Below are 20,540 nucleotides of genomic sequence, written 5' to 3'. Positions count from 1 at the left end.
TAGAGAGCCTGGTCGATAGACGTCATGAGCAAGCCTGCCGCCACATTCGGTTTCAAGGACGTCGATCCTTCGGTGAAGGCCGGCCTGGTGCGCGGGGTCTTCGATCGCGTCGCCAAGAACTACGACCTGATGAACGACCTGATGAGCGGGGGCGTCCACCGCCTGTGGAAGGACGCCGTCGCCGCGCGCCTGAACCCGCAGCCGGGCGAGGTGATCATCGACTGCGCCGGCGGCACCGGCGACATGGCCCGCCGCTTCGCGAAGATGGCGCGACGCGCGCAGGAGCGCCGGGGCGGCCCCGACGCCCTGATCAACATCATCGACTACAATGCCGAGATGATCGCCGCCGGCATCGAAAAGGGCGGCGAGCCAGAAATCACCTGGACGGTCGGCGACGCGCAGGCCCTGCCGCTACCCGACGCCTACGCCGACGCCTATGTGATCTCGTTCGGCATCCGCAACGTCACCGATATCGACGCGGCCCTGCGCGAGGCGCGCCGGGTCCTGAAGCCCGGCGGCCGCTTCATCTGCCTGGAGTTTTCGCGCCCCGTGACCGAAGCGTTGGCCAAGGCCTATGACGCCTACAGCTTCAAGGTCATCCCCCAGGTCGGCGAATGGGTGGCCAAGGATCGCGAGGCCTATCAATACCTGGTCGAGAGCATCCGCCGCTTCCCCGACCAGAAGACCTTCGCGGCGATGATGGAGAACGCCGGCTTCAAGCGGGTGACCATCACCAACTTCACCGGCGGCGTCGCGGCGATGCACCAGGGCTGGGCCGTCTAGTCCATGGGACAAATGTCCGCGTTCTGGCGCCTTGTCGGCGCGGGCTGGGTCCTGATCCGGGCCGACGCCCTGATCCCGCGCGAGCTGGATCCGATCCTGCCGCCCTCGGCTCGGCTGGCGGCGCGGGCCCTGCGCCTGTTCTCCGGGCCTCGCGCCCGCCTGGGCCGTCCGGGCCAGCGCCTGGCCGGCGCCCTGGAGGGCCTGGGCCCCGCCGCGATCAAGATGGGCCAGTTCCTGTCGACCCGGGCCGACATCTTCGGCGCGTCCTTCGCCGAGGATCTGTCGCGCCTGAAGGACCGCCTGCCGCCCTTCCCGCTCGCGGTCGCCCGCGCCGAGATCGAGCGCAATCTCGGCCGACCGATCGAGACCCTGTTCTTAGCCCTCAAAGAGCCCGTCGCCGCCGCCTCCCTAGCCCAGGCCCATCCGGCCTGGTTGCTGGACGGCCGCAAGGTGGCGGTCAAGGTGCTGCGACCCGGCATAGAGCGTCGCGTCGCCCAGGACAGCGCCGTGCTGCGGCTGGCCGCCGGTCTGGCCGAGCGCCTGGTTCCCGAGGCCCGCCGCCTCAAGCCCCGCGACTTCGTCGAGGTGGTGATCCGGGCGCTGGACCTGGAAATGGACCTCCGCTTCGAGGCCGCCGGCTGCGCCGAACTGGGCGAGGTGATGGCCCGGGACGCCTATATGGCCGCCCCTTCGGTGCTCTGGGACGGAGTCGGCAAGCGCGTCCTGACCCTGGCCTGGGCCGACGGCGTACCGTTGTCCGATCCCCAGTCGCTTGAGCTGCCGGGTCTGGATCGCAAGGCTCTGGCCGACAACATCACGCGCGGCTTTCTGGCCCAGGCCCTGGACCACGGCCTGTTCCACGCCGACCTGCACGAGGGCAACCTGTTCATCGACGCCCCGGCCCGGGTGGTGGCGATCGACTACGGCATCATCGGCAGGCTGGGCCCCGGCGAGCGCAAATATCTGGCCGAGATCCTGTTCGGCTTCCTGAACCGCGACTATGCCCGCATCGCCCGCATCCATTTCGACGCCGGCTATGTGCCCGCCCACCACGATGTCGACGCCTTCGCCCAGGCGCTGCGCGCCGTGGGCGAGCCGATCTTCGGCCGCGACGCCCGCGAGGTGTCGATGGGCAGACTGCTGGCCCAGCTGTTCGAGATCACCGCCCTGTTCGAGATGGCCCTGCGGCCCGAGCTTGTCCTGCTGCAAAAGACCATGGTCACCGTCGAGGGCGTGGCGCGCCGGATCGACCCGGCCCACGACATCTGGGCCGCCGCCGATCCGGTGGTCCGCCGCTGGATCACCCGCGAGCTTTCCCCCGCCGCCAAGGTCCGCGACTTCGCCGACGAAGCTGTGAAGGCGATCCGGGCCCTGGCGCGGCTGGCCGAGGCGCCGCCGGCGACGGCGGTGGTGGTCGCGCCGCCTAAGACGATGACCCCGCTGGCCTGGTTCGCGGCCGGCGCGGCCGTGGGTATCCTGGCCTTCGCCGCCGGGGCCCTGGCGTACGGCTAGAGCGCCCTAGCCGCTGGTCGTCTGCTCCCGCTCCCGCGCGGCCGTCGCCCTTCGGCTCTCGCGGGTCTTCTGCACCTCCCAGTAGCTCTCGCCGTCATCCGGCTTGAACAGCGCTCGCGGCGCGCCGTCCTTGGACACCACCGCGAAGACATTGCCCTTGGGATCGTAGATCAGCGTGTCGCCATTGGCGCGTTTCAGCGTTTCCGAGCCTTTCGGCGGATCGCTGACGAATTTGTGGGCCGCGGCGACATAGTCATCGACCGTCGCGGCGCCGAAGGCTTCACCGTTGCGCTCGAAACCGCGCTGCGCGTTCTCCTCGGCGGTGCGGGTGCGGTTGGCGGCCCAGAACGGCTTTCCCGCCACCAGACGCACCGGCGCGTCGCGCGGATCGCTTCGGCGAGCCTCCGAGGATGACGACGCCGGAGGATCGGCGCTGTCGACAGAGGCGGCGCGCTCTCCAGCCTTGGGGGCCTTCACGGCGGATGCGCCGCCGTCACAGCCCGTGAGAAGAAGAGCGCCCGCGGCCAGAAGCGACGTGGCGACGGTGGAAAATCTGTTCAACCCCATGACCTGTTTGCCCCATTCATTCAACCTGGCCGATTAATGAACGAAAGCGGAACGAGAGTCGAGTCCGTCACACGCTTGTCCTTTGTCGGATCGTCGCGGTTGGGTCATAAGGGCTGCGAACCGAGTGGAGACCGACCGGCGTGAGCGAAAAGCGGGTTCTTCTGATCGTTGGCGGCGGCATCGCGGCCTACAAGGCGCTGGAGCTGACGCGCCTGCTGCGCAAGGCGGGCGTGGGCGTGCGGCCGATCCTCACCAGGGCCGGGGCCGAGTTCGTCACGCCCCTGTCGCTGGGCTCGCTGGCCGAGGACAAGGTCTATGACGAGTTGTTCTCGCTGACGGACGAGGCCGAGATGGGCCACATCCAGCTGTCGCGTTCGGCCGACCTGGTCGTCGTGGCCCCGGCGACAGCCGACCTGATCGCCAAGGCCGCCCATGGCCTGGCCGGCGACCTGGCCTCGACCACCCTGCTGGCCACCGACAAGCCGGTGCTGATGGCCCCGGCCATGAACGTGCGGATGTGGCTGCACCGGGCCACCCAGCGCAATATCGCCACGCTGAAGGCCGACGGCGTCGCGTTCGTCGGTCCCGACGAGGGCGCCATGGCCTGCGGCGAGTTCGGCCCCGGCCGCCTGGCGGAACCGGAGGTGATCTTCGCGGCGATCATGGATCGTCTGGAGGGCTCGACCGGCCGGCCGCTGGCGGGCAAGCGGGCCCTGGTCACGGCCGGGCCGACCTTCGAGCCGATCGACCCGGTGCGCGGCATCACCAACCGCTCCAGCGGCCGCCAGGGCTTCGCCATCGCCGAGGCCCTGGCGCGCCTGGGCGCCGAGGTCACCCTGATCGCTGGCCCGGTGTTCCTGCCGACGCCTCCGGGCGTCAGGCGCGTGGATGTCGAGACCGCCCGCCAGATGCTGGCCGCCAGCCAGGCGGCGCTGCCCGCCGATGTCGGCGTCTTCGTCGCCGCCGTCGCCGACTGGCGCGTGGACGAGGCGTTCGGGACCAAACTGAAGAAGGAAAAGGGCGGGCCGCCGGCCCTGACCTTCGTCGAGAACCCCGACATCCTGGCCACCGTCTCGGCGACCGGACCAAACCGTCCCAGGCTGGTGGTGGGCTTCGCGGCCGAGACCAACGATGTCGAGATGCACGCGCGCGCCAAGCTGTCGCGCAAGGGCTGCGACTGGATCATCGCCAATGACGTCACCGAACCTGGCGTGATGGGCGGCGACGAGAACGCGGTGCTGCTGGTGACCCGCGACGGGACCGAGCGCTGGGATCGCGCGCCCAAGGACGAGGTGGCTCGCGCCATCGCCCTCCGCATCGCCGGGGCCCTAGCCTAAATTCTGGTCTCCGTTGGGCCAAATCAGCTACAGCCCCCGGGCTCGACCATCAGGAACGTCCGCATGACCGCTCAAACGATCCGCTTCAAGCGCTGGGACGGCAATGCCGACCTGCCAGTTCCGACCTACGCCACGGCCGGCGCCGCGGGTTTCGATCTGCGCGCCCATGTGCCGGAAGACGAGCCCATCGTGCTCAAGCCCGGCGCACGCTGCATGGCGCCCACCGGCTTTTCGGTGGCGATTCCCGAGGGCTATGAAATGCAGGTGCGCCCGCGCTCTGGCCTGGCGTTCAAGAACGGCGTCACGGTGACCAACGCGCCGGGCACGATCGACAGCGACTATCGCGGTCAGGTCTGCGTGCTGCTGATCAATCTGGGCGAGGAAGACTTCACTATCCGCCGGGGCGACCGCATCGCCCAGGGGATCATCGCCGCGGCGCCGCAATGGGCGCTGGTCGAGGTCGACGATCTCGACGCCACCGAACGCGGAACCGGCGGCTTTGGATCGACAGGCGTCCAGGGCTAGCCGTTGATGGCGTGCAGGCCCAGGATCAGGTAACCGCCGAAACCCGTCGCGAAGGCGGCGGCGGCCAGCCAGAGCACGGGCCGGAACATGCCCAGGGGCGATTGGCCGAGCGGCGGTTGAACGTTCATCGGCGCATCCTTTGGCGCGGGCGTAACTGGGGCGGTGGACCATCGCCGCATGGGGATACGCGCTCCCCGGTCGCTTGGTTGCGATGGGGGACGGCTTTTAATCTCTATCGATTCTGACGCAAGGCGAATTGCGACCGGGTGTCACACCTTCGCGTGAGAGGCGATCCCGCCGCGCCAGACCGTTCCGGTCTCGATCGGGTCGACGCCGGGATGGACGGCTGAAACTCTTTCCGCCGACTCTGTTGATTTTTGGACTACCGCGTCCATTTAACACTTGCGGAACGCGTCAGACCCTTCTATCGGGCGCATCGGTTACGTTGGGTTATTCAGGGTTGGGTCATGGCGGCGCCACAAAACAAGAAACTTGTTCCGATGATCGTCGGCGGCGTCGCCCTGGGGGCGATCGTGATCGGTGGGACCCTTTGGTTCATCGACAAGCAACACTTCGAAACGACGGACAACGCCTTCGTGCAGGCCGACACCGTGCAGGTCAGCCCGCAGATTTCCGGCAGCATCGTCGAGGTGCTGGTGGCAGACAACCAGCGGGTCGAGCCCGGCCAGGTTCTGGCCCGCATCGATCCGGCCACCTTCCAGGCCCGCCTCGACCAGGCGATCGCCAACGCCCAGGCTCTGGACGCGGCCGTCCGCGCCGTGGATGACAAGGCCTCGCTGGAACAGGCCCTGATCGCCCAGAAGGCCGCCGGCGTCTCCAGCGCCCAGGCCGACGCCAGCCGCGCCAAGGCCGATCTCGACCGCTATGACAGCCTGGCCCACCAGGGCTGGGTGTCGCAGCAGAAGGTCCAGACCACCCGCGCCGGCGCCACCCAATCGGCCGCCGCCGTCACCAGCGCCCAGGCCGCGCTCGAGGCCGAGCGCCGCTCGGCCCAATCCCTGGGCTCGGCCAAGGCCCAGACCATCGCCCAGGCCGCAGCCGCCCACGCGGCCGTGGAGCAGGCCAAGCTTGACCTGGACCGCACCATCATCCGCGCCCCGGTCGCCGGCGTCGTCGGCGCCCGCTCGGTGCGCCCCGGACAGCTGGTCCAGCCCGGGTCCACGCTGATGCAGGTGGTGCCCCTGGGCCAGAGCTATGTGGTCGCCAATTTCAAGGAGACCCAGGTCTCGCGCCTGCGGGTCGGCCAACCCGTCGAGATCAAGGCCGACGCCTTCGGCAAGGAAGCCATCCACGGCAAGGTCGACAGCTTCGCCCCCGCCACAGGTCAGGAGTTCGCCCTGATCCCCGTGGAGAACGCGGTGGGCAACTTTACCAAGATCACCCAGCGCCTGCCGGTCAAGATCGCCGTCGATCGTTCCAAGTACGGCGCCGCCCTGCGTCCGGGCCTGTCGGTCGAGGTCAAGGTCGACGTCCGCGATCGTTCGGGCCCGTCCTTCGCCGAGGCGGGTCAGGCCTCGCCCCTCGTGGCCCGCGAAGGGGCGGCGCGCTAGGCGCGGGCCATGACCGACGCCACACTCCCCGCTCCGGCCGTCGCCGCCAAGGTCCTGAGCCCGTCCGACTGGACCAAGCTGTTCCTCGGCTTCGGCGCCATGGTCATCGGCCAGTTCATGGCCATCCTCGACATCCAGATCGTGGCGGCCTCGCTGCCGCAGATCCAGGCCGGGGTCGGCGCCAGCGCCGATCAGGTCAGCTGGATCCAGACCGCCTACCTGATCCCAGAGGTCGTGATGATCCCGTTGTCGGGATATCTCTCGCGCCTGTGGGGCACCCAGAGGGTCTATCTGGCCTCGTGCACCGGCTTCATCGTCATGAGCGTGCTGACGGGGCTGTCCTCGTCGATCGACATGATGATCATCACGCGGGCCCTGCAGGGCTTCATCGGCGGGGCGATGATCCCGACGGTGTTCGCCGTGGCCTTCACCGCCTTCCCGCCCGAGCGGCGGATCACCGCCAGCGTCATCATGGGCCTGATCGTCACCCTGGCCCCCACGGTAGGGCCGACGCTGGGGGGGCACCTTACAGAGTGGCTCAGCTGGCGCTGGCTGTTTTTCATCAACGTGCCCACCGGCCTGGTCGTCCTGTTCGGCGTGGCCCGCTGGGGCGAATTCGACAAGGGCGATCCAAGCCTGAGCCAGGGCTTCGACTGGTTTGGCCTGGGCGTGATGGCCACCTTCCTGATGAGCCTGCAGTTCGTGCTGGAGGAAGGCGCCAAGAACAGCTGGTTCCAGGATGATCTCATCCTTGGCCTGGCGGTGCTGGCCGCCGTGACCGGCGTGGTCTTCGTCTGGCGGTCCCTGACCTACAGAAACCCGATCGTCGAGCTGCGGGCCTTCGCCAACCGAAACTTCTCGATCGGCGTGGCCATGACCGCCGTGTCGGGGGCCAGCCTGTTTGGCGGCACATTCCTGCTGCCGCAGTTCCTGGGCCGGGTGCGCCACTATTCGGCGTCGGAGGTCGGCACCACCATGGTCATCTCCGGCCTGTCGATGTTCGCCACGGGTCCCCTGGCGGGACGGCTGGTGCGCAAGGTGGACCCGCGCGTGCCGATGTTCATCGGCTTCCTTTTGGCCGGATGGGGCATGTACATGGCCCACGGTGTGACCAAGGACTGGGGTTTCTGGGAGTTCGCGGGCGTTCAGGCTTGTCGTGGCGTGGGCGTCATGATCGCGATGATCGCCACCCAGCAGATCACGATGAGCACCTTGCCGCCGCACATGATCAAGAACGCCTCCGGCCTCGTGAACCTCTCGCGCAATACCGGCGGCGCCATGGGCCTGGCCATGCTCGCCACCAGCATCACCCAGCAGACGGCGCTCTACTACAATTCCCTGTCGTCCAGCGTGACGGCGGGCAGCGTCGAGGCCCAGGGCATGATGACCGGCCTGGCCGCGCGGATGGCGCAGCTGGGCGTCTCCGATCCCGACGGCGCGGCCCGCAAGGCCTTTTCCGGCTTCCTGCAGCAGCAGGCGACGGTGATGGCGTTTGGCGACAGCTTCACCCTGCTGGCCATCGGCTGCTTCGTCGCCGCGGGCGTCTCATTGCTGGCCAAGCCCGCGAAGAACGCCCCGCCACCGCCCTCGGATGCGCACTGATGCCCAGGATTCCAGGACAGATCGACGTCGCCAAGACCGAGGCCATCCTCGACGCCGCCATCGAGGTGATCGGCGAGCGCGGCCTTTCGGCGCCGATGGAGGCCATCGCCCGGCGGGCCGGCGTCTCCAAGCAGACCGTCTATAACCACTATGGCTCCAAGGCCGAGCTGGTGAAGGCGCTGATGGCGCGGCGCGTCGCCCAGATCACCGCGCCCCTGCGCGATCCCAGCGCCGCCGAGCATCCGCGCGAGGCGCTGGAAGCCTATGCGCGCTCGGTGCTGGAAACGGTGATCACCACCAAGAGCTATTCGTTGATGCGGGTGATCATCCAGGGCGCGGGCGAGATGCCCGATGTCGCCCACGAGGTGTTCGAGGCCGGGCCCCGCCACGCGCGCCGGCAGCTGGCTGCTTTCCTGAAGACCGAAACGCGCCTGGGCCGGCTGAAGGTCGAGAATTTCGACCAGGCCGCCGAGTTCTTCTCGGGCATGGTCATGGGCCATAGCCAGCTGCGGTCGCTGCTGCGCCTGCCGTCGGACAAGACGCAGGCCGAGTTCGACAGCCTCGCGGGCGAGGCCGCCGAACGCTTCATGCGGGCCTACGCGCCTTAGCGCGCAGGCCCTTTAGTCTCTAGGCTTCGGCTTCGTCGGGCATGCCCATCATGTGGAAGCCGGCGTCGACATGGACGACTTCGCCGGTGGTCGAGCGGCCCAGATCCGAGACCAGCCACAGGGCGGCGCCAGCGACGCCTTCCATCGAGGTGTCTTCCTTCATGGCGCTGAACGCGCGGCCCTGGGCGATCATGCCCCGACCGCCCGAGATGCCCGCCAGGGCCAGGGTGCGCATGGCGCCGGCCGAGATGGCGTTGCAGCGGATGCCCTTGGGACCCAGGTCGCGGGCGATGTAGCGCGTCGCCGCTTCCAGGGCGGCCTTGGCCACGCCCATGGTGTTGTAGTTGGGGATGGTCCGCTCCGACCCCAGGTAGGTCATGGTGATCAGCGACCCGCCGTTGGGCATGATCTTGGCGGCGCGCTTGGCGACGTCGACGAAGCTGAAGGCCGAGATGTTCATGGCCAACAGGAAACCCTCGCGGGTGGTGTTGTCGACGAACGAGCCCTTCAGTTCGTCCTTGTTGGCGAAGGCCACCGAGTGGACGACGAAGTCGATCGTGCCGAACTTCTCTTCAATCGCCGCGAAGGCCGCGTCCATCGAGGCGTCGTCGGTGACGTCGGCCGGCACCAGGGTGGTGACGCCGATGCTCTCGGCCAGCGGCCGCACGCGGCGCTCCAGCGCTTCGCCCTGATAGGTGAAGATCATCTCGGCGCCCTGGGCGGCCAGTTGCGAGGCGATGCCCCAGGCGATGGAGTTGTGATTGGCCACGCCCATGACGAGGCCCTTCTTGCCCCGCATCAGCTCGCCCTTGGGGAATGCGTAATCGTCGGCCATGGGTCGGCGCTCCGTGTTCTGGGACATGACGCGCAGGCTCTGTCAGCCGCCGTCACACGACATGTTTGGGAGGTTAGCTATCAGGGTCGGCGCGCCGCTGGAACCCTCCAGCGGCGCGGGATCAGTCGGCCTTGCTGATGATCAGCGCGCCATTGGTGCCGCCAAAGCCGAAGCTGTTGGACATCACGGTGGTCAGCGGCTTGTCGGAACGCTCCAGCAGGATGGGCAGGTCGGCGAACTCGGGGTCGAGGTTTTCGATATTGGCGCTCTTGGCGGCGAAATCATTGTTGAGCATCAGGATCGAATAGATCGCCTCCTGCGCCCCGGCCGCGCCCAGGCTGTGGCCGGTCAGCGACTTGGTCGAGGAGATCAGCGGCGCCTTGTCGCCAAAGACGTCACGGACCGCGCCCATTTCCTTGCTGTCGCCGACCGGCGTCGAGGTGCCATGCGGGTTCAGGTAGTCGATGGTCCGGCCGCCGGCCTGGGCCATGGCCAGCTTCATGCAGCGGGCCGCGCCCTCGCCCGAGGGCGCGACCATGTCGAATCCATCGGAATTGGCGGCGTAGCCCACCACTTCGCCATAGATCTTCGCGCCGCGCGCCTTGGCGTGCTCGTATTCTTCCAGCACCACGATGCCGGCCCCGCCGGCGATCACGAAGCCGTCACGATCCTTGTCATAGGCGCGGCTGGCCACGGCCGGCGTGTCGTTGAAGTTGCTGCTCATGGCGCCCATGGCGTCGAACAGGTTGGACAGGGTCCAGTCCAGCTCCTCGCAGCCGCCGGCGAAGACGATGTCCTGCTTGCCCATCTGGATCTGCTCGGCGCCCGCGCCGATGCAGTGGGCGCTGGTCGCGCAGGCCGAGCTGATCGAATAGTTGATGCCGCGGATCTTGAACCAGGTCGACAGCACCGCCGACGGGCCCGAGCTCATGGCCTTGGGCACCGCGAACGGACCGATGCGCTTGGGACCCTTTTCCTTGGTCGTGGCGGCGGCTTCGACGATCACCCGGGTGGACGGACCGCCCGAACCGACGATCAGGCCGGTGCGCTCATTGGAAATGTCACCCTCTTCCAGCCCGGAGTCGGCGATGGCCTGTTCCATGGCGATGTGGGCGTAGGCCGTGCCGGGCGCCAGGAAGCGCGCCGCGCGGCGGTCGACCAGGGCTTCCCACGAGTCGAGCTTGACCGTGGCGTGCACCTGGCAGCGGAAATTGAGCTCCGCATATTCGGGCGCGGCGACCACGCCGGATTTGGCTTCACGCAGTGAGGCGAGCACCTCATTGGCGTTGTTGCCGATGGACGAGACGATCCCCAGTCCGGTGACGACGACGCGACGCATGAACTCTTCCCTCTTTCTCTCCCCCAGACCCGATGGGATCGGCTCTCTGAGGGCCGACCCTACGTTCGGATCAGGACGCCATCTGCTCGGCGGTGAACAAACCGACCTTCAGGTCCTTGGTCTCATAGATGGGCTTGCCGTCGGCTTCCAGAACGCCGTCGGCGATACCCATGACCAGCTTACGCATGATCACCCGCTTCAGGTCGATCTTGTAGACGACCTTTTTGACGTCTTGAGTGACCTGACCGGTGAACTTCACCTCGCCGACGCCCAGGGCGCGGCCGCGGCCGGGCGCGCCCGACCAGCCCAGGAAGAAGCCGACCAGCTGCCACATGGCGTCCAGGCCCAGGCAACCGGGCATCACCGGGTCGCCGATGAAGTGGCAGGCGAAGAACCAGAGGTCGGGATTGATGTCGAACTCGGCCTCGACATAGCCCTTGCCGTACTTGCCGCCCTCGGATTCGATCCGGACGATGCGGTCGAACATCAGCATCGGCGGCACGGGCAGCTGGGCGTTGCCGGGGCCAAACATTTCGCCCCGGCCGCAGGCCAGAAGTTCGTCGAAAGTGTATGAACTTTGTTGCATGCGCCACGCCCTAGCACGACGGTGGGCCGCGCCTCAATGTTACTTTCGGTAACGCTCGTGAACGTTCGATGCTCCGCGAGGGTGGAAATCGGTCGTCAGGACTTGCACTGCACCTGCGATGACGCGCCCCAGATTTCGGTCTCGGGGGCCCAGCCGTGCGCGCCGTCGGCCTTCAGGCGGCACCAGCCCTTTTCGCACTTGTCGAGATTGGCGGTGGACCGGCCGCGCAGCCAGGCGTTGACCTTCGACCCCGGCTTGGGACTGGCCAGCAGCGCCAGAGGCTTGGGTTGCACCCGCATGGCCGTGCGGCGGCCGTCGGTGGTGCGCTTGTGGACCCACGCCAGCCCCCCCTCGGGATCGCAGATCCGCCGCCATTCGCGCGTCTCGGCCACCACCTGAACCGGCAACCCCTTGGCGTGATAGACCCAAAGCAGGCGGTGAGCCTCGTCGGGACCATTGCGGGCGTTGATCGTTTCGTACTTCAGCGAGACGTAGCGGGGCACGTCCAGACCCGACGGCGTGAGGCGCGGCGGATCGGCGGCGCCCGCGCTGGAAGCGGTCCCCGCGAGCATCAGGGCGGCCAGGCTGCCTAGCGAACGATGTTTACAATTCGACGGCATGTTGCTTGGCCCCATCGGGCCCCTTTGCTACAGGTTTTCAAACGCCCGTCAGAGAGAGCTTTTCAACCGCCCATGGCAGCCCGCAAGCTCAAAGTCGTCGTCACCCGCAAACTCCCCGATCCGGTGGAGACGCGGATGTGCGAGCTGTTCGACACCGAACTCAACGTCACCGACAAACCGTTGACGGCGGATGAACTGGTTGACGCCATGAGCCGGGCCGACGTGCTCGTGCCGACGATCACCGACCGGATCGACTCGCGTCTTCTGTCGCGATCCGGCGATCGGCTCAAGCTCATCGCCAATTTCGGGGCCGGGGTCGACAATATCGACGTCGCCACGGCCAATGCGCGGGGCATCATCGTCACCAACACGCCCGGCGTGCTGACCGAAGATACGGCCGACCTGACCATGACCCTGATCATGGCCGCCTCGCGCCGCGTCGTCGAAGGCGCCGAAGTGGTCAAGAGCGGCGGCTTCCACGGCTGGTCGCCGACCTGGATGCTGGGCCGCCGCCTGTGGGGCAAGCGTCTGGGCATCATCGGCATGGGCCGCATCGGCCAGGCCGTGGCGCGCCGCGCCAAGGCCTTCGGCATGCAGGTGCACTATCACAACCGCAAGCCGGTCAGCCCGCGCATCGCCGAGGAACTGGGCTGCACCTACTGGGAAAGCCTTGACCAGATGCTGGCCCGGGTCGACTTCGTCTCGGTCAACTGCCCGCACACCCCGGCCACCTATCACCTGCTGTCGGCCCGTCGCCTGAAGCTGCTGCGGCCGCACGCCATCCTGGTCAACACCGCCCGCGGCGAGGTGATCGACGAAGGCGCCCTGGCCAACATGCTGGCGCGCGGCGAGCTGGCCGGCGCGGGCCTGGACGTCTACGAGCACGAGCCGGCGATCAACCCCAAGCTCCTGAAGCTGCCCAATGTCGTGCTGCTGCCCCACATGGGCTCGGCCACGGTCGAGGGCCGGATCGACATGGGCGAGAAGGTGATCGTCAACGTGAAGACCTTCATGGACGGCCACCGTCCGCCGGACCGCGTCATTCCGTCTATGTTGTAGGGCAGCCCGCCGCCATGCCTGGTTGCAATGAGGCGCGAAGCCGGTGAAAGTGGGCGAGCTTGACCACCGGTCGGGCTTGTAATCGCTTTCGCGACCGGGGGGCCGCTCTTGCTAACTCGACGTCTGGTCATGGCCGCCGCCATGACCACTCCGTTTGCTCTCGATCCCGCCTTCGCCGAGCAAGCCGCGTCCGCCAAGCCGTCGGTCGTTCCCCCGACGGTCGAAGAGCTTCTGAGAGACGCCGAGGTTCTGGATAGCGCCCTGTCGCCGGATGGAACGCGTGCGGCGATCCTGATCCGAAAGACCTTCGACAAGAAATCTTTCGCGCAGATTCTGTTCTACGAGACCAGCGCTGGCGAGACCGCCAAGCCGGTGGTGCTGGGCGACCTCGACGTGGAGCAGGTCGAGTGGGCCAACGAGGATCGGCTGCTGGTCTGGCTGAGGTTCGACAAGGACGCCAAAGGGCGCGCCAGTGGTCTCAACATCTACGACACCTTCGTACCGATCCCCGTGCGCCGCATCCTGTCGATCGGCGCGGACGGCAAGAACGATGTGATCCTGTTCGCCAACCAGAGAGGGGTGCTCAGGCGTCAGTTCAATCTGAGCAACGTGGTCGACCTCATGCATGATGAGCCGCGGCTCATCCTGATGCAGCTGTGGGACACCCAGGCCGAGGTCGAGGCCCTCTATCGGGTGGATGTCTATACGGGCGAAGCGACCCTGGTCGAAAAGGGTCGTCAGGCCACCACGGGCTGGTTCACGCAGAACGGCGTTCCGGTGATCCGGTACGATTCCAATCCGCGCGGCACGGTGATCACGATCTATGTGCGGGCGCCGGGTGAGGCCGAGTGGAAGCTGTACCGCAAGGTGCGCAAGAACGAGCTGGAGCAGCTGTCGGAACTGGATTTCGTCGCGCCGACGCCGGAGCCAGGGGTGGTCCTGATGCTCGGGCTCGACGAGGGCGCCGACATGCCTACGATCCGTCGCTTCGACACCCGCGACATGAAGGTCGGCGATGTGGTGGCGCAGGATGCTCAAAGGCAGATCAAGGGCGTCTTCATCGACGAGGGTTATAACGCGCTCAGTGTCTCGACCAGCGATGACCGCGCCAATCACCGGTTCTTCGATCCAAAACTGGCCGCGCACTACAAGGCGGTGAACGCCTATTTTGACCATGAGTGCAATGTTCGGCCCTTCGATGTGAGCCGCGATCACAAGCGCTTCATCTTCTATGTCACGGGGCCACGGCATCCTGGCGCCTATTGGCTCTATGACCTGGAGCACAAGAACGTCGAACTGCTCGGAGAGCGGCGCCCCTGGCTGAGTTCCGACCGACTGGCGCCCATGAAGGCGCTGGCGATCAAGACGCGCGATGGCAAGGGCGTCACCGCCTATCTGTCGACGCCGATCACGCCGACCAAGGGCCCCAGACCCATGGTCGTCCTGCCGCACGGCGGACCAGAGGCGCGCGACGCCCTGGACTTCGACCTGTTCGCCCAGACCTTCGCCGCCCAGGGCTGGCTGGTCCTGCAGCCAAACTTCCGAGGCTCGGGCGGCTATGGCCGGGCCTTTGCCGAGGCCGGACGCCGGCACTGGGGCGACCTGATGCAGGACGATGTCGAGGACTGCGTCGCCCATGTGATCGGCTTGGGCCTGGCCGACCCCGCCCGGATCGCCATCTGCGGCGCCAGCTATGGCGGCTATGCCGCTCTGATGGGCGCGGTGCGCAAGCCGGACCTCTACAAGGCGGTGGTGTCGATCGCCGGCGACGCGGACCTGCTGGAGAGCCTGGCCTTCTCCCGCCAGGAGGATGGCGCGGATTCGCAGGCCTACGACTACTGGGTCAAGACCATGGGCGATCCCAAGACGGACAAGGCGGCCCTCGCAGCGGCCTCGCCGGCCCTCCGCGCGGCCGAGATCAAGGCGCCGGTCCTGCTAATCCACGGCACGGAGGACACCATCGTGACGCCCAAGCAGTCGCGGATCATGGCCAAGGCGCTGAAAGGCGCGGGCAAGACCTGCGAACTGGTCGAGATGAAGGGCGTCGGCCACCGCGACTGGTCAGACGCCAACTGGACAATGATCTTGGAAAAATCCGTCGCTCACATCGGCAAGGGCTTCGCCTGACAAGGCGAGGCTTCGAGCCCGTAAGCCAGCAGCAGGGACTGTAAGTTCATGATCTCGCGTCGTCAGACCATCGCGGGGGCGGTGGTCGCTCCGCTTCTGCTTCAGGCCCCGCTGGCGCGGGCGGCCCTGGGACCGCATACGATCGAGGACTTCCTGCAGACGCCGCGCGACCGTGACGCGGCGCTGTCGCCGGGGGGAAGCAAGATCGCCGTCGCCTCGACGCGCAAGCGCGGCGACAAGGACGACGCCTATGTCACGCTGATCGCCGCCGACGCCCCGGACAGGACGCTGGCTGTTCTGCCTCTGGGGGATCGCAAGGTCGAAAATGTCGCCTGGGCCAACGAGACCCGGCTGCTGATCACCCTGGTGATCAAGACCAAGCCGGCCCGGGCGTCCACCGGAACGCGGTTGCAGGACCACAATGATGACAAGCCGGTCTATGCGCGGCGGATCCTCGCAATCGACGTGGACGGCAGGAACAGCGTCATCCTGTTCGACGACGGCACCGGCAAGCTGCGGGCGGTGTTCGATCTGGGTTCGGTCGTCGACCTGCTGCCGGATGATCCCCGCCATATCCTGATGAAGGCCTGGAACGCCGATATCGGCATCTATTGCCTCTACAAGGTCGACGTCTATTCCGGCGATGTCGAGACAATCGAACGGGGCACGCTGAAGACCTGGACCTGGCTGACCCAGGCCGGCGCGCCTGTCGTCCGCTATGACGCCAACGACCGCCGCACGGTGCTGTCGATCTTCATCCGGGCGCCGGGCGCGGCCGACTGGACCTTCTATCGCAAGCTTCGCAGCGACGAGCTCAACAAGCAGGACTTCCAGTTCCTGGGTGCGACGGCCGAGCCGGGGGTGATGATGGTGGCCACCCGCGAGGGGGTTGGCGGCACGATCGCCTTGCGCAAGTTCGACCTGGCGACCCTGAAGGTCGGCGACGTGCTGGCCAGTCGCCCCGATCAGGATGTCGAGGCCGCGCTGCACACCCGCAAGGGCCAGTTCCTGGCCGCGTCGTTCGTCGAGGACCGGCTGACCTATCAGTTCGCCGACCCCAAGATGGCGGCGCATTTCAAGGGGTTGAACAAGTATCTGGGCGACACCTGCAACATCAAGATCTTCGACATGAGCGACGACGGAAACCGCTTCCTGGCCTGGGTTTCCGGCCCGCGCGATCCCGGCTCGATCTTCTTCTATGACAAGGTCGCCAAGCGTTTCGACGGCATAGGCGAGCGGATGCCGGACCTGGTTCCGGAACGGCTGGCGGCGATGGAGATCATGACGGTGAAGACTCGCGATGGCGCGACGATCACCGCCTATCTGACCACGCCGCTGGCGGCGGGTCCGCGTCCGCTCGTGGTCATGCCGCACGGCGGGCCGGAACTGCGCGACACCTACGATTTCGACACCTTCGCCCAGGTGATGGCCGCCCAGGGCTGGATGGTGCTGCAGCCCAATTTCCGGGGCTCGGGCGGCTATGGCAAGGCCTTCGCGGACGCCGGGCGCAAGCGCTGGGGCGACCGCATGCAGGAGGATGTCGAGGACGCCGTGGCCCAGCTGGTCGCCACGGGGCGCGTCGACGCCGGCAGGATCGCCATCTGCGGCGGAAGCTATGGCGGCTATGCGGCGCTGATGGGCGCGGTCCGCCGTCCCGATCTCTACAAGGCCGTGGTCGCCCTGGCCGGCGACGCCGATCTCGTCGAGAGCATCGCCTTCACCAAGAGCCAGGACGGCCCCGACTCTCCCAGCTATTTCTACTGGCTGGAGACCATCGGCGATCCAGCCCAGGATCGCGCCATGATGGAGGCGGCCTCGCCGGCGCTACACGCCGACAAGATCAACGCGCCGGTGCTGCTCATCCATGGAACCGAGGATGTCATTGTCGGTCCCAAGCAGTCACGGATCATGGCCAAGGCCCTTCGCGACGCCGGCAAGTCGGTCGAACTGGTCGAGATGAAGGGGATCGGCCACCGCGACCTGCAGGAGGACGAATGGCGGCTCGTCTACACGCGCAGCGTCGACCACATCGCCAAGGCCTTCAAGGCTTAGGCGGAGCCGGGGCCGGATAGACCTTGGCCCGGAGCCACGCCTTCAGATCCCGGGCGGAACGGTCGGGGATCTGTTCCATCGGCACGTGGCCGACGCCCGGATAGAGGATCAGGGTCGAGCCCGGTATGGCCGCCGCGAAGCGTTGACCGTCGGCGGCGGGGATCACCTTGTCCTGCTGGCCGAACATCACCAGCGTCGGAGCCTTGATCGTCGACAGCAGCTCGGGCGTGGCGACGCGGTTCGTGCCGGTCTGCAGGCTCAGCAGGATGTCGCGGTGGCCCGGCGCGCGCGCCAGGTCGACATAGCGATCGACGAGTTCAGGCGTCACCAGGCGCGGCTCCAGATAGCCCGCCTGCAAGCCCTGCCGGACCAGCGGGCGGGTGTCGATGTTCTTGAGCACGGCCCGGCCCAGCGGGTATTTCAGGATCTTGAAGATCAGCGGTCGGTCCTTGCTGACCGAGGGCCAGCCGGCGGCGTCGACCAGCACCAGAGCGTCAATCCGCTCCGGATGATCGATCGCATAGCGCCAGGCCACGCCGCCGCCCATGGAATTGCCGCCCAGGGTGAACCGCTGGACACCCAGACGCGCGGTGACCTGATCGACCACCGCCTCATAGCCATCCCGACCAGCGGCATAGCCTCGGTCCGTCCGGGTCAGGCCATGGCCCGGCAGGTCCAGCGTGATGACGCGGTAGTCGCCGGACAGCGACCGCACCCAGGGCTCCCAGGCGTGAAGCGAGGCCGAATAGCCGTGCACAAGCACCAGGGCGGGACCGTCGCGCCGCCCTTCGTCACGATAATGGACACGCACGCCGCCCGGCAGGTCCATGTAGCGGGAGGCCGGACTGTCGTACTTGGCTTCCAGGGTTTCGTAGGGAATGTCATGGCGCTGCAGGGCCAACCACCCGACAGCGCCCAGAACAACGATCAAGCCCATGGCGATCGCGAGACCGCGAACCAGCGTCTTCATACGCCCTCCCCCTGCAAACCCTTGTTTTTATGGGATGAGAGGAGGCCCAGATGGATCAGCCGTCAAGCTTCCCCGGTGTCAGGCCCGCATCGTGCCGGTATCCATGAAGCGCTGGTGCCAGGACAGGGCCTCGCCCGGCAGGGACGGTGACTGCTGGCCATAGGACCCGGCCCGCGCCCGGCGGTAATAGTCTCTCAGGGCCGGGCGATAGTCGGGATGGGCGCAGTTTTCGATGATCAGCTCGGCCCTCTGCTTGGGCGACAGACCGCGCAGGTCGGCCAGGCCCTGTTCGGTGACCAGCACCTGGACGTCCTGGTTGATGTGATCCACGTGCGAGGCCTGGGGCACGATCGCCGAGATCTTGCCGCCCTTGGCCGTGGAGGGGGTCATGAAGATCGACACATAGGCGTTGCGGGCGAAATCGCCCGAGCCGCCGATACCGTTCTGGATCCGCGAGCCCATCACGTGGGTGGAATTGACGGCGCCATAGATATCGGCCTCGATCAGGCCGTTCATGGCGATGCAGCCCAGGCGGCGGATCAGCTCGGGATGGTTGCTGATCTCCTGGGGCCGCAGGATCATCCGGTCGCGATAGCGGCCCATGTCGGCGTTGACCCGGGCGGCGGCCTCGGGGCTCAGCGAAAAGGCCGTCGCCGAGGCCATACGCAGCTTGCCGGCGTCCAGCAGGTCCAGCATCCCGTCCTGGATCACCTCGGTATAGGCGGTCATGTCCTGGAACGGACCATCGACCAGGCCTGTCAGCACCGCGTTGGCGATGTTGCCCACCCCCGATTGCAGCGGCAGTAGCGAGGCCGGCAGACGGCCCTTGGCCACCTCATGGGCGAAGAATTCCAGCAGATGTCCGGCGATGGCGTGAGCCTTCTCGTCCGGAGCCGCGAAGGGCAGGTTGCGGTCGGGCGCCTCGGTCTCGACGATGGCGACGATCTTGGCCGGGTCGCAGCGGAAATAGGCCTCGCCGATCCGGTCGTCGGGCCGCACCAGCGGGATCGGCAGGCGATGCGGCGGCAGGGCCGTGCCGTAGTAGATGTCGTGCATCCCCTCCAGCGCCGGGTTCTGCCAGCGATTGACCTCGAGGATCACCTTGCTGGCCCGGTCCAGCCAGGTCTTGTTGTTGCCCACTGACGACGAGGGGATCAGGCCGCCGTCGGGCCGGATGCCCGAGACCTCGATCACCGCCGTGTCCAGCGGACCCAGGAAGCCCTGCCACGCCATCGGCGCAACCTGGCTGAGGTGCATGTCGAAATATTCCATCTCGCCGCGATTGATCTTCTCGCGGGCGATCGGATCGGAATTGTAGGGCAGGCGGAACTCGACGCCGTTGCTGCGGGCCAGGGCGCCGTCCAGCTCCGGCCCCGTCGAGGCGCCGGTCCAGACGCGCAGCTTGAAGGGATTGCCCGCCGCGTGCTCGGCATCGATCCGCGCCGCCAGGGCCAGGGGCACGGCCTTGGGATAGCCCGATCCGGTAAAGCCGCTCATGCCGACGGTGCTGCCGGGCGCGATCAGCGCCGCGGCCTCCTCGGCGCTCGTCACCTTGGACTTCAGGGCTTCACATTGGATTGGCTGACGCATAGGCACACCCCCGGCTCCGCTGCCCCCGACCCCCGGGGACCCGGCGCCGATCCCTTAGCGCAAGGGAAGCCAGACTTCGCCTCCGTAATCGCCGCAATCAGACGACAGAAGCCCTGGGCCCACAGGCGGGGCAGGCCGGATCGGCGCCGATGCGCACGGTGCGGGTCTCGGCCGACAGGGCGTCATAGATCAGGAGCCGACCCAACAGAGCCTCGCCCGCGCCCGTGATCAGCTTGACCGCTTCAAGCGCCATCATGGAGCCCACCACGCCGGCCAGGGCGCCGACAACCCCGACCAGGGCGCAGGTTTCCGCATCCGGCGGAACCTCCGGCACGAGGCAGCGATAGCAGGGCCTGCCCTGAAACACGCCGACCTGACCGGTCCAGCGGCCCAGCGCCCCGCTGACCAGGGTCTTGCTCTCGGCCAGACAGGCGTCGCTGACGGCGAAGCGGGTGGAAAAGTCGTCGGTGCCGTCCAGGACGAGGTCATACCGCGCAACGAGGTCGCGCGCATTGGCGCCATCCAGCCATACCGGGTGGGTTTCGACCGCGACGTACGGATTGATGGCGACCAGCCGTTCGGCGGCGACCTCGACCTTGGGCCGGCCAACATCGGTGGTCTGATAAAGCACCTGCCGCTGCAGGTTCGACAGGGAAACGGTGTCGGGATCGGCAAGGCCCAGGGTTCCAACCCCCGCCGCCGCCAGGTAGAGGGCCGCAGGAGCCCCAAGCCCGCCCGCGCCGACCAGCAGAACCCGCGCCGCCTTCAGCCGCTGCTGCCCCGCTCCGCCGACCTCGCGCAGCACCAGATGGCGGGCATAACGCTCGACCTCGCCGTCCGAAAAGCTCATCGCGCTT

At 67.3% G+C, this 20,540-nt stretch carries 19 protein-coding genes; 10 read left to right on the top strand and 9 right to left on the bottom strand.

Going from position 1 to position 20,540, the window contains the following annotated elements; translation table 11 throughout:
• The first annotated feature begins 24 nt into the window (after nt 1–24).
• A complete protein-coding gene (locus ACQY9P_RS07620) occupies nt 25–783 on the top strand; it encodes a class I SAM-dependent methyltransferase (RefSeq protein WP_421739851.1) in 759 nt (252 codons plus the stop codon).
• 3 nt (nt 784–786) lie between these two features.
• Entirely contained in the window at nt 787–2,295 is a 1,509-nt protein-coding gene (gene ubiB, locus ACQY9P_RS07615; RefSeq protein ID WP_421739852.1) for a 2-polyprenylphenol 6-hydroxylase, read from the top strand.
• Nucleotides 2,296–2,301: 6 nt separating this feature from the next.
• Here the strand turns inward: ubiB and ACQY9P_RS07610 are convergent, their stop codons facing one another.
• Complete coding sequence (locus tag ACQY9P_RS07610) at nt 2,302–2,862, bottom strand: hypothetical protein (protein WP_421739853.1); 561 nt, start codon at nt 2,860–2,862, stop codon at nt 2,302–2,304.
• 140 nt (nt 2,863–3,002) lie between these two features.
• Here ACQY9P_RS07610 and coaBC point away from each other — a divergent pair, with 140 nt between their 5' ends.
• Nucleotides 3,003–4,199 (top strand): bifunctional phosphopantothenoylcysteine decarboxylase/phosphopantothenate--cysteine ligase CoaBC, encoded by a 1,197-nt coding sequence (gene coaBC / locus ACQY9P_RS07605; protein WP_421739854.1) that lies wholly within the window; start codon nt 3,003–3,005, stop codon nt 4,197–4,199.
• 63 nt (nt 4,200–4,262) lie between these two features.
• Nucleotides 4,263–4,724 carry a dUTP diphosphatase gene (gene dut, locus ACQY9P_RS07600; RefSeq protein ID WP_421739855.1) on the top strand — a complete coding sequence of 154 codons (462 nt, stop codon included), beginning with the start codon at nt 4,263–4,265 and terminating at the stop codon, nt 4,722–4,724.
• On the opposite strand, the gene ACQY9P_RS07595 is transcribed toward dut, so the two are convergent.
• Complete coding sequence (locus ACQY9P_RS07595) at nt 4,721–4,852, bottom strand: hypothetical protein (RefSeq protein ID WP_421739856.1); 132 nt, start codon at nt 4,850–4,852, stop codon at nt 4,721–4,723. The genes dut and ACQY9P_RS07595 overlap by 4 nt on opposite strands.
• 339 nt (nt 4,853–5,191) lie before the next feature.
• On the opposite strand from ACQY9P_RS07595, the gene ACQY9P_RS07590 reads away from it, so the two are divergent.
• From ACQY9P_RS07590 to ACQY9P_RS07580, 3 genes are read left to right on the top strand one after another with little or no spacing between them, the layout of a single operon-like run.
• Complete coding sequence (locus tag ACQY9P_RS07590) at nt 5,192–6,295, top strand: HlyD family secretion protein (protein WP_421739857.1); 1,104 nt, start codon at nt 5,192–5,194, stop codon at nt 6,293–6,295.
• Nucleotides 6,296–6,304: 9 nt separating this feature from the next.
• The gene (locus ACQY9P_RS07585; protein WP_421739858.1) at nt 6,305–7,897 is read left to right on the top strand and encodes a DHA2 family efflux MFS transporter permease subunit; all 1,593 of its coding nucleotides are present in this window, start codon (nt 6,305–6,307) and stop codon (nt 7,895–7,897) included.
• A complete protein-coding gene (locus ACQY9P_RS07580; RefSeq protein ID WP_421739859.1) occupies nt 7,897–8,505 on the top strand; it encodes a TetR/AcrR family transcriptional regulator in 609 nt (202 codons plus the stop codon). Before ACQY9P_RS07585 ends, ACQY9P_RS07580 begins: the two co-directional genes overlap by 1 nt.
• 19 nt (nt 8,506–8,524) lie before the next feature.
• On the opposite strand, the gene ACQY9P_RS07575 is transcribed toward ACQY9P_RS07580, so the two are convergent.
• The 4 genes from ACQY9P_RS07575 to ACQY9P_RS07560 form a co-directional block, all read right to left on the bottom strand.
• Nucleotides 8,525–9,340, bottom strand: a complete 816-nt coding sequence (locus ACQY9P_RS07575) for an enoyl-ACP reductase FabI (RefSeq protein ID WP_421739860.1) — start codon at nt 9,338–9,340, stop codon at nt 8,525–8,527.
• Nucleotides 9,341–9,461: 121 nt separating this feature from the next.
• Entirely contained in the window at nt 9,462–10,679 is a 1,218-nt protein-coding gene (gene fabB / locus ACQY9P_RS07570; RefSeq protein WP_421739861.1) for a beta-ketoacyl-ACP synthase I, read from the bottom strand.
• A 70-nt stretch (nt 10,680–10,749) separates the two neighbouring features.
• Nucleotides 10,750–11,265, bottom strand: a complete 516-nt coding sequence (gene fabA / locus ACQY9P_RS07565; RefSeq protein ID WP_421739862.1) for a 3-hydroxyacyl-[acyl-carrier-protein] dehydratase FabA — start codon at nt 11,263–11,265, stop codon at nt 10,750–10,752.
• Nucleotides 11,266–11,360: 95 nt separating this feature from the next.
• Entirely contained in the window at nt 11,361–11,885 is a 525-nt protein-coding gene (locus ACQY9P_RS07560) for an SH3 domain-containing protein (RefSeq protein WP_421739863.1), read from the bottom strand.
• Between the two features lie 72 nt (nt 11,886–11,957).
• On the opposite strand from ACQY9P_RS07560, the gene ACQY9P_RS07555 reads away from it, so the two are divergent.
• From ACQY9P_RS07555 to ACQY9P_RS07545, 3 genes are all read left to right on the top strand, one after another.
• Entirely contained in the window at nt 11,958–12,944 is a 987-nt protein-coding gene (locus ACQY9P_RS07555) for a 2-hydroxyacid dehydrogenase (protein WP_421739864.1), read from the top strand.
• Between the two features lie 141 nt (nt 12,945–13,085).
• Nucleotides 13,086–15,071 (top strand): alpha/beta hydrolase family protein, encoded by a 1,986-nt coding sequence (locus ACQY9P_RS07550; protein ID WP_421739865.1) that lies wholly within the window; start codon nt 13,086–13,088, stop codon nt 15,069–15,071.
• A gap of 48 nt (nt 15,072–15,119) precedes the next feature.
• Nucleotides 15,120–17,123, top strand: a complete 2,004-nt coding sequence (locus tag ACQY9P_RS07545; RefSeq protein WP_421739866.1) for an alpha/beta hydrolase family protein — start codon at nt 15,120–15,122, stop codon at nt 17,121–17,123.
• Here ACQY9P_RS07545 and ACQY9P_RS07540 read toward each other — a convergent pair.
• The 3 genes from ACQY9P_RS07540 to ACQY9P_RS07530 all read right to left on the bottom strand — a co-directional run bounded on the left by ACQY9P_RS07540 (nt 17,113) and on the right by ACQY9P_RS07530 (nt 20,533).
• Nucleotides 17,113–18,093, bottom strand: a complete 981-nt coding sequence (locus ACQY9P_RS07540; RefSeq protein ID WP_421739867.1) for an alpha/beta fold hydrolase — start codon at nt 18,091–18,093, stop codon at nt 17,113–17,115. The two genes, ACQY9P_RS07545 and ACQY9P_RS07540, sit on opposite strands and share 11 nt — an antisense overlap.
• Before the next feature lie 78 nt (nt 18,094–18,171).
• Entirely contained in the window at nt 18,172–19,683 is a 1,512-nt protein-coding gene (locus tag ACQY9P_RS07535; RefSeq protein WP_421739868.1) for an acetyl-CoA hydrolase/transferase family protein, read from the bottom strand.
• A 97-nt stretch (nt 19,684–19,780) separates the two neighbouring features.
• Complete coding sequence (locus ACQY9P_RS07530; RefSeq protein WP_421739869.1) at nt 19,781–20,533, bottom strand: HesA/MoeB/ThiF family protein; 753 nt, start codon at nt 20,531–20,533, stop codon at nt 19,781–19,783.
• Nucleotides 20,534–20,540 lie beyond the last annotated feature (7 nt).

Origin of the sequence: Caulobacter sp., from assembly GCF_965279145.1 — a bacterium.
Lineage (GTDB): Bacteria > Pseudomonadota > Alphaproteobacteria > Caulobacterales > Caulobacteraceae > Caulobacter.
Note: the sequence above shows the minus strand (reverse complement) of the source record. Positions and strands in the feature narration are given on the sequence as shown.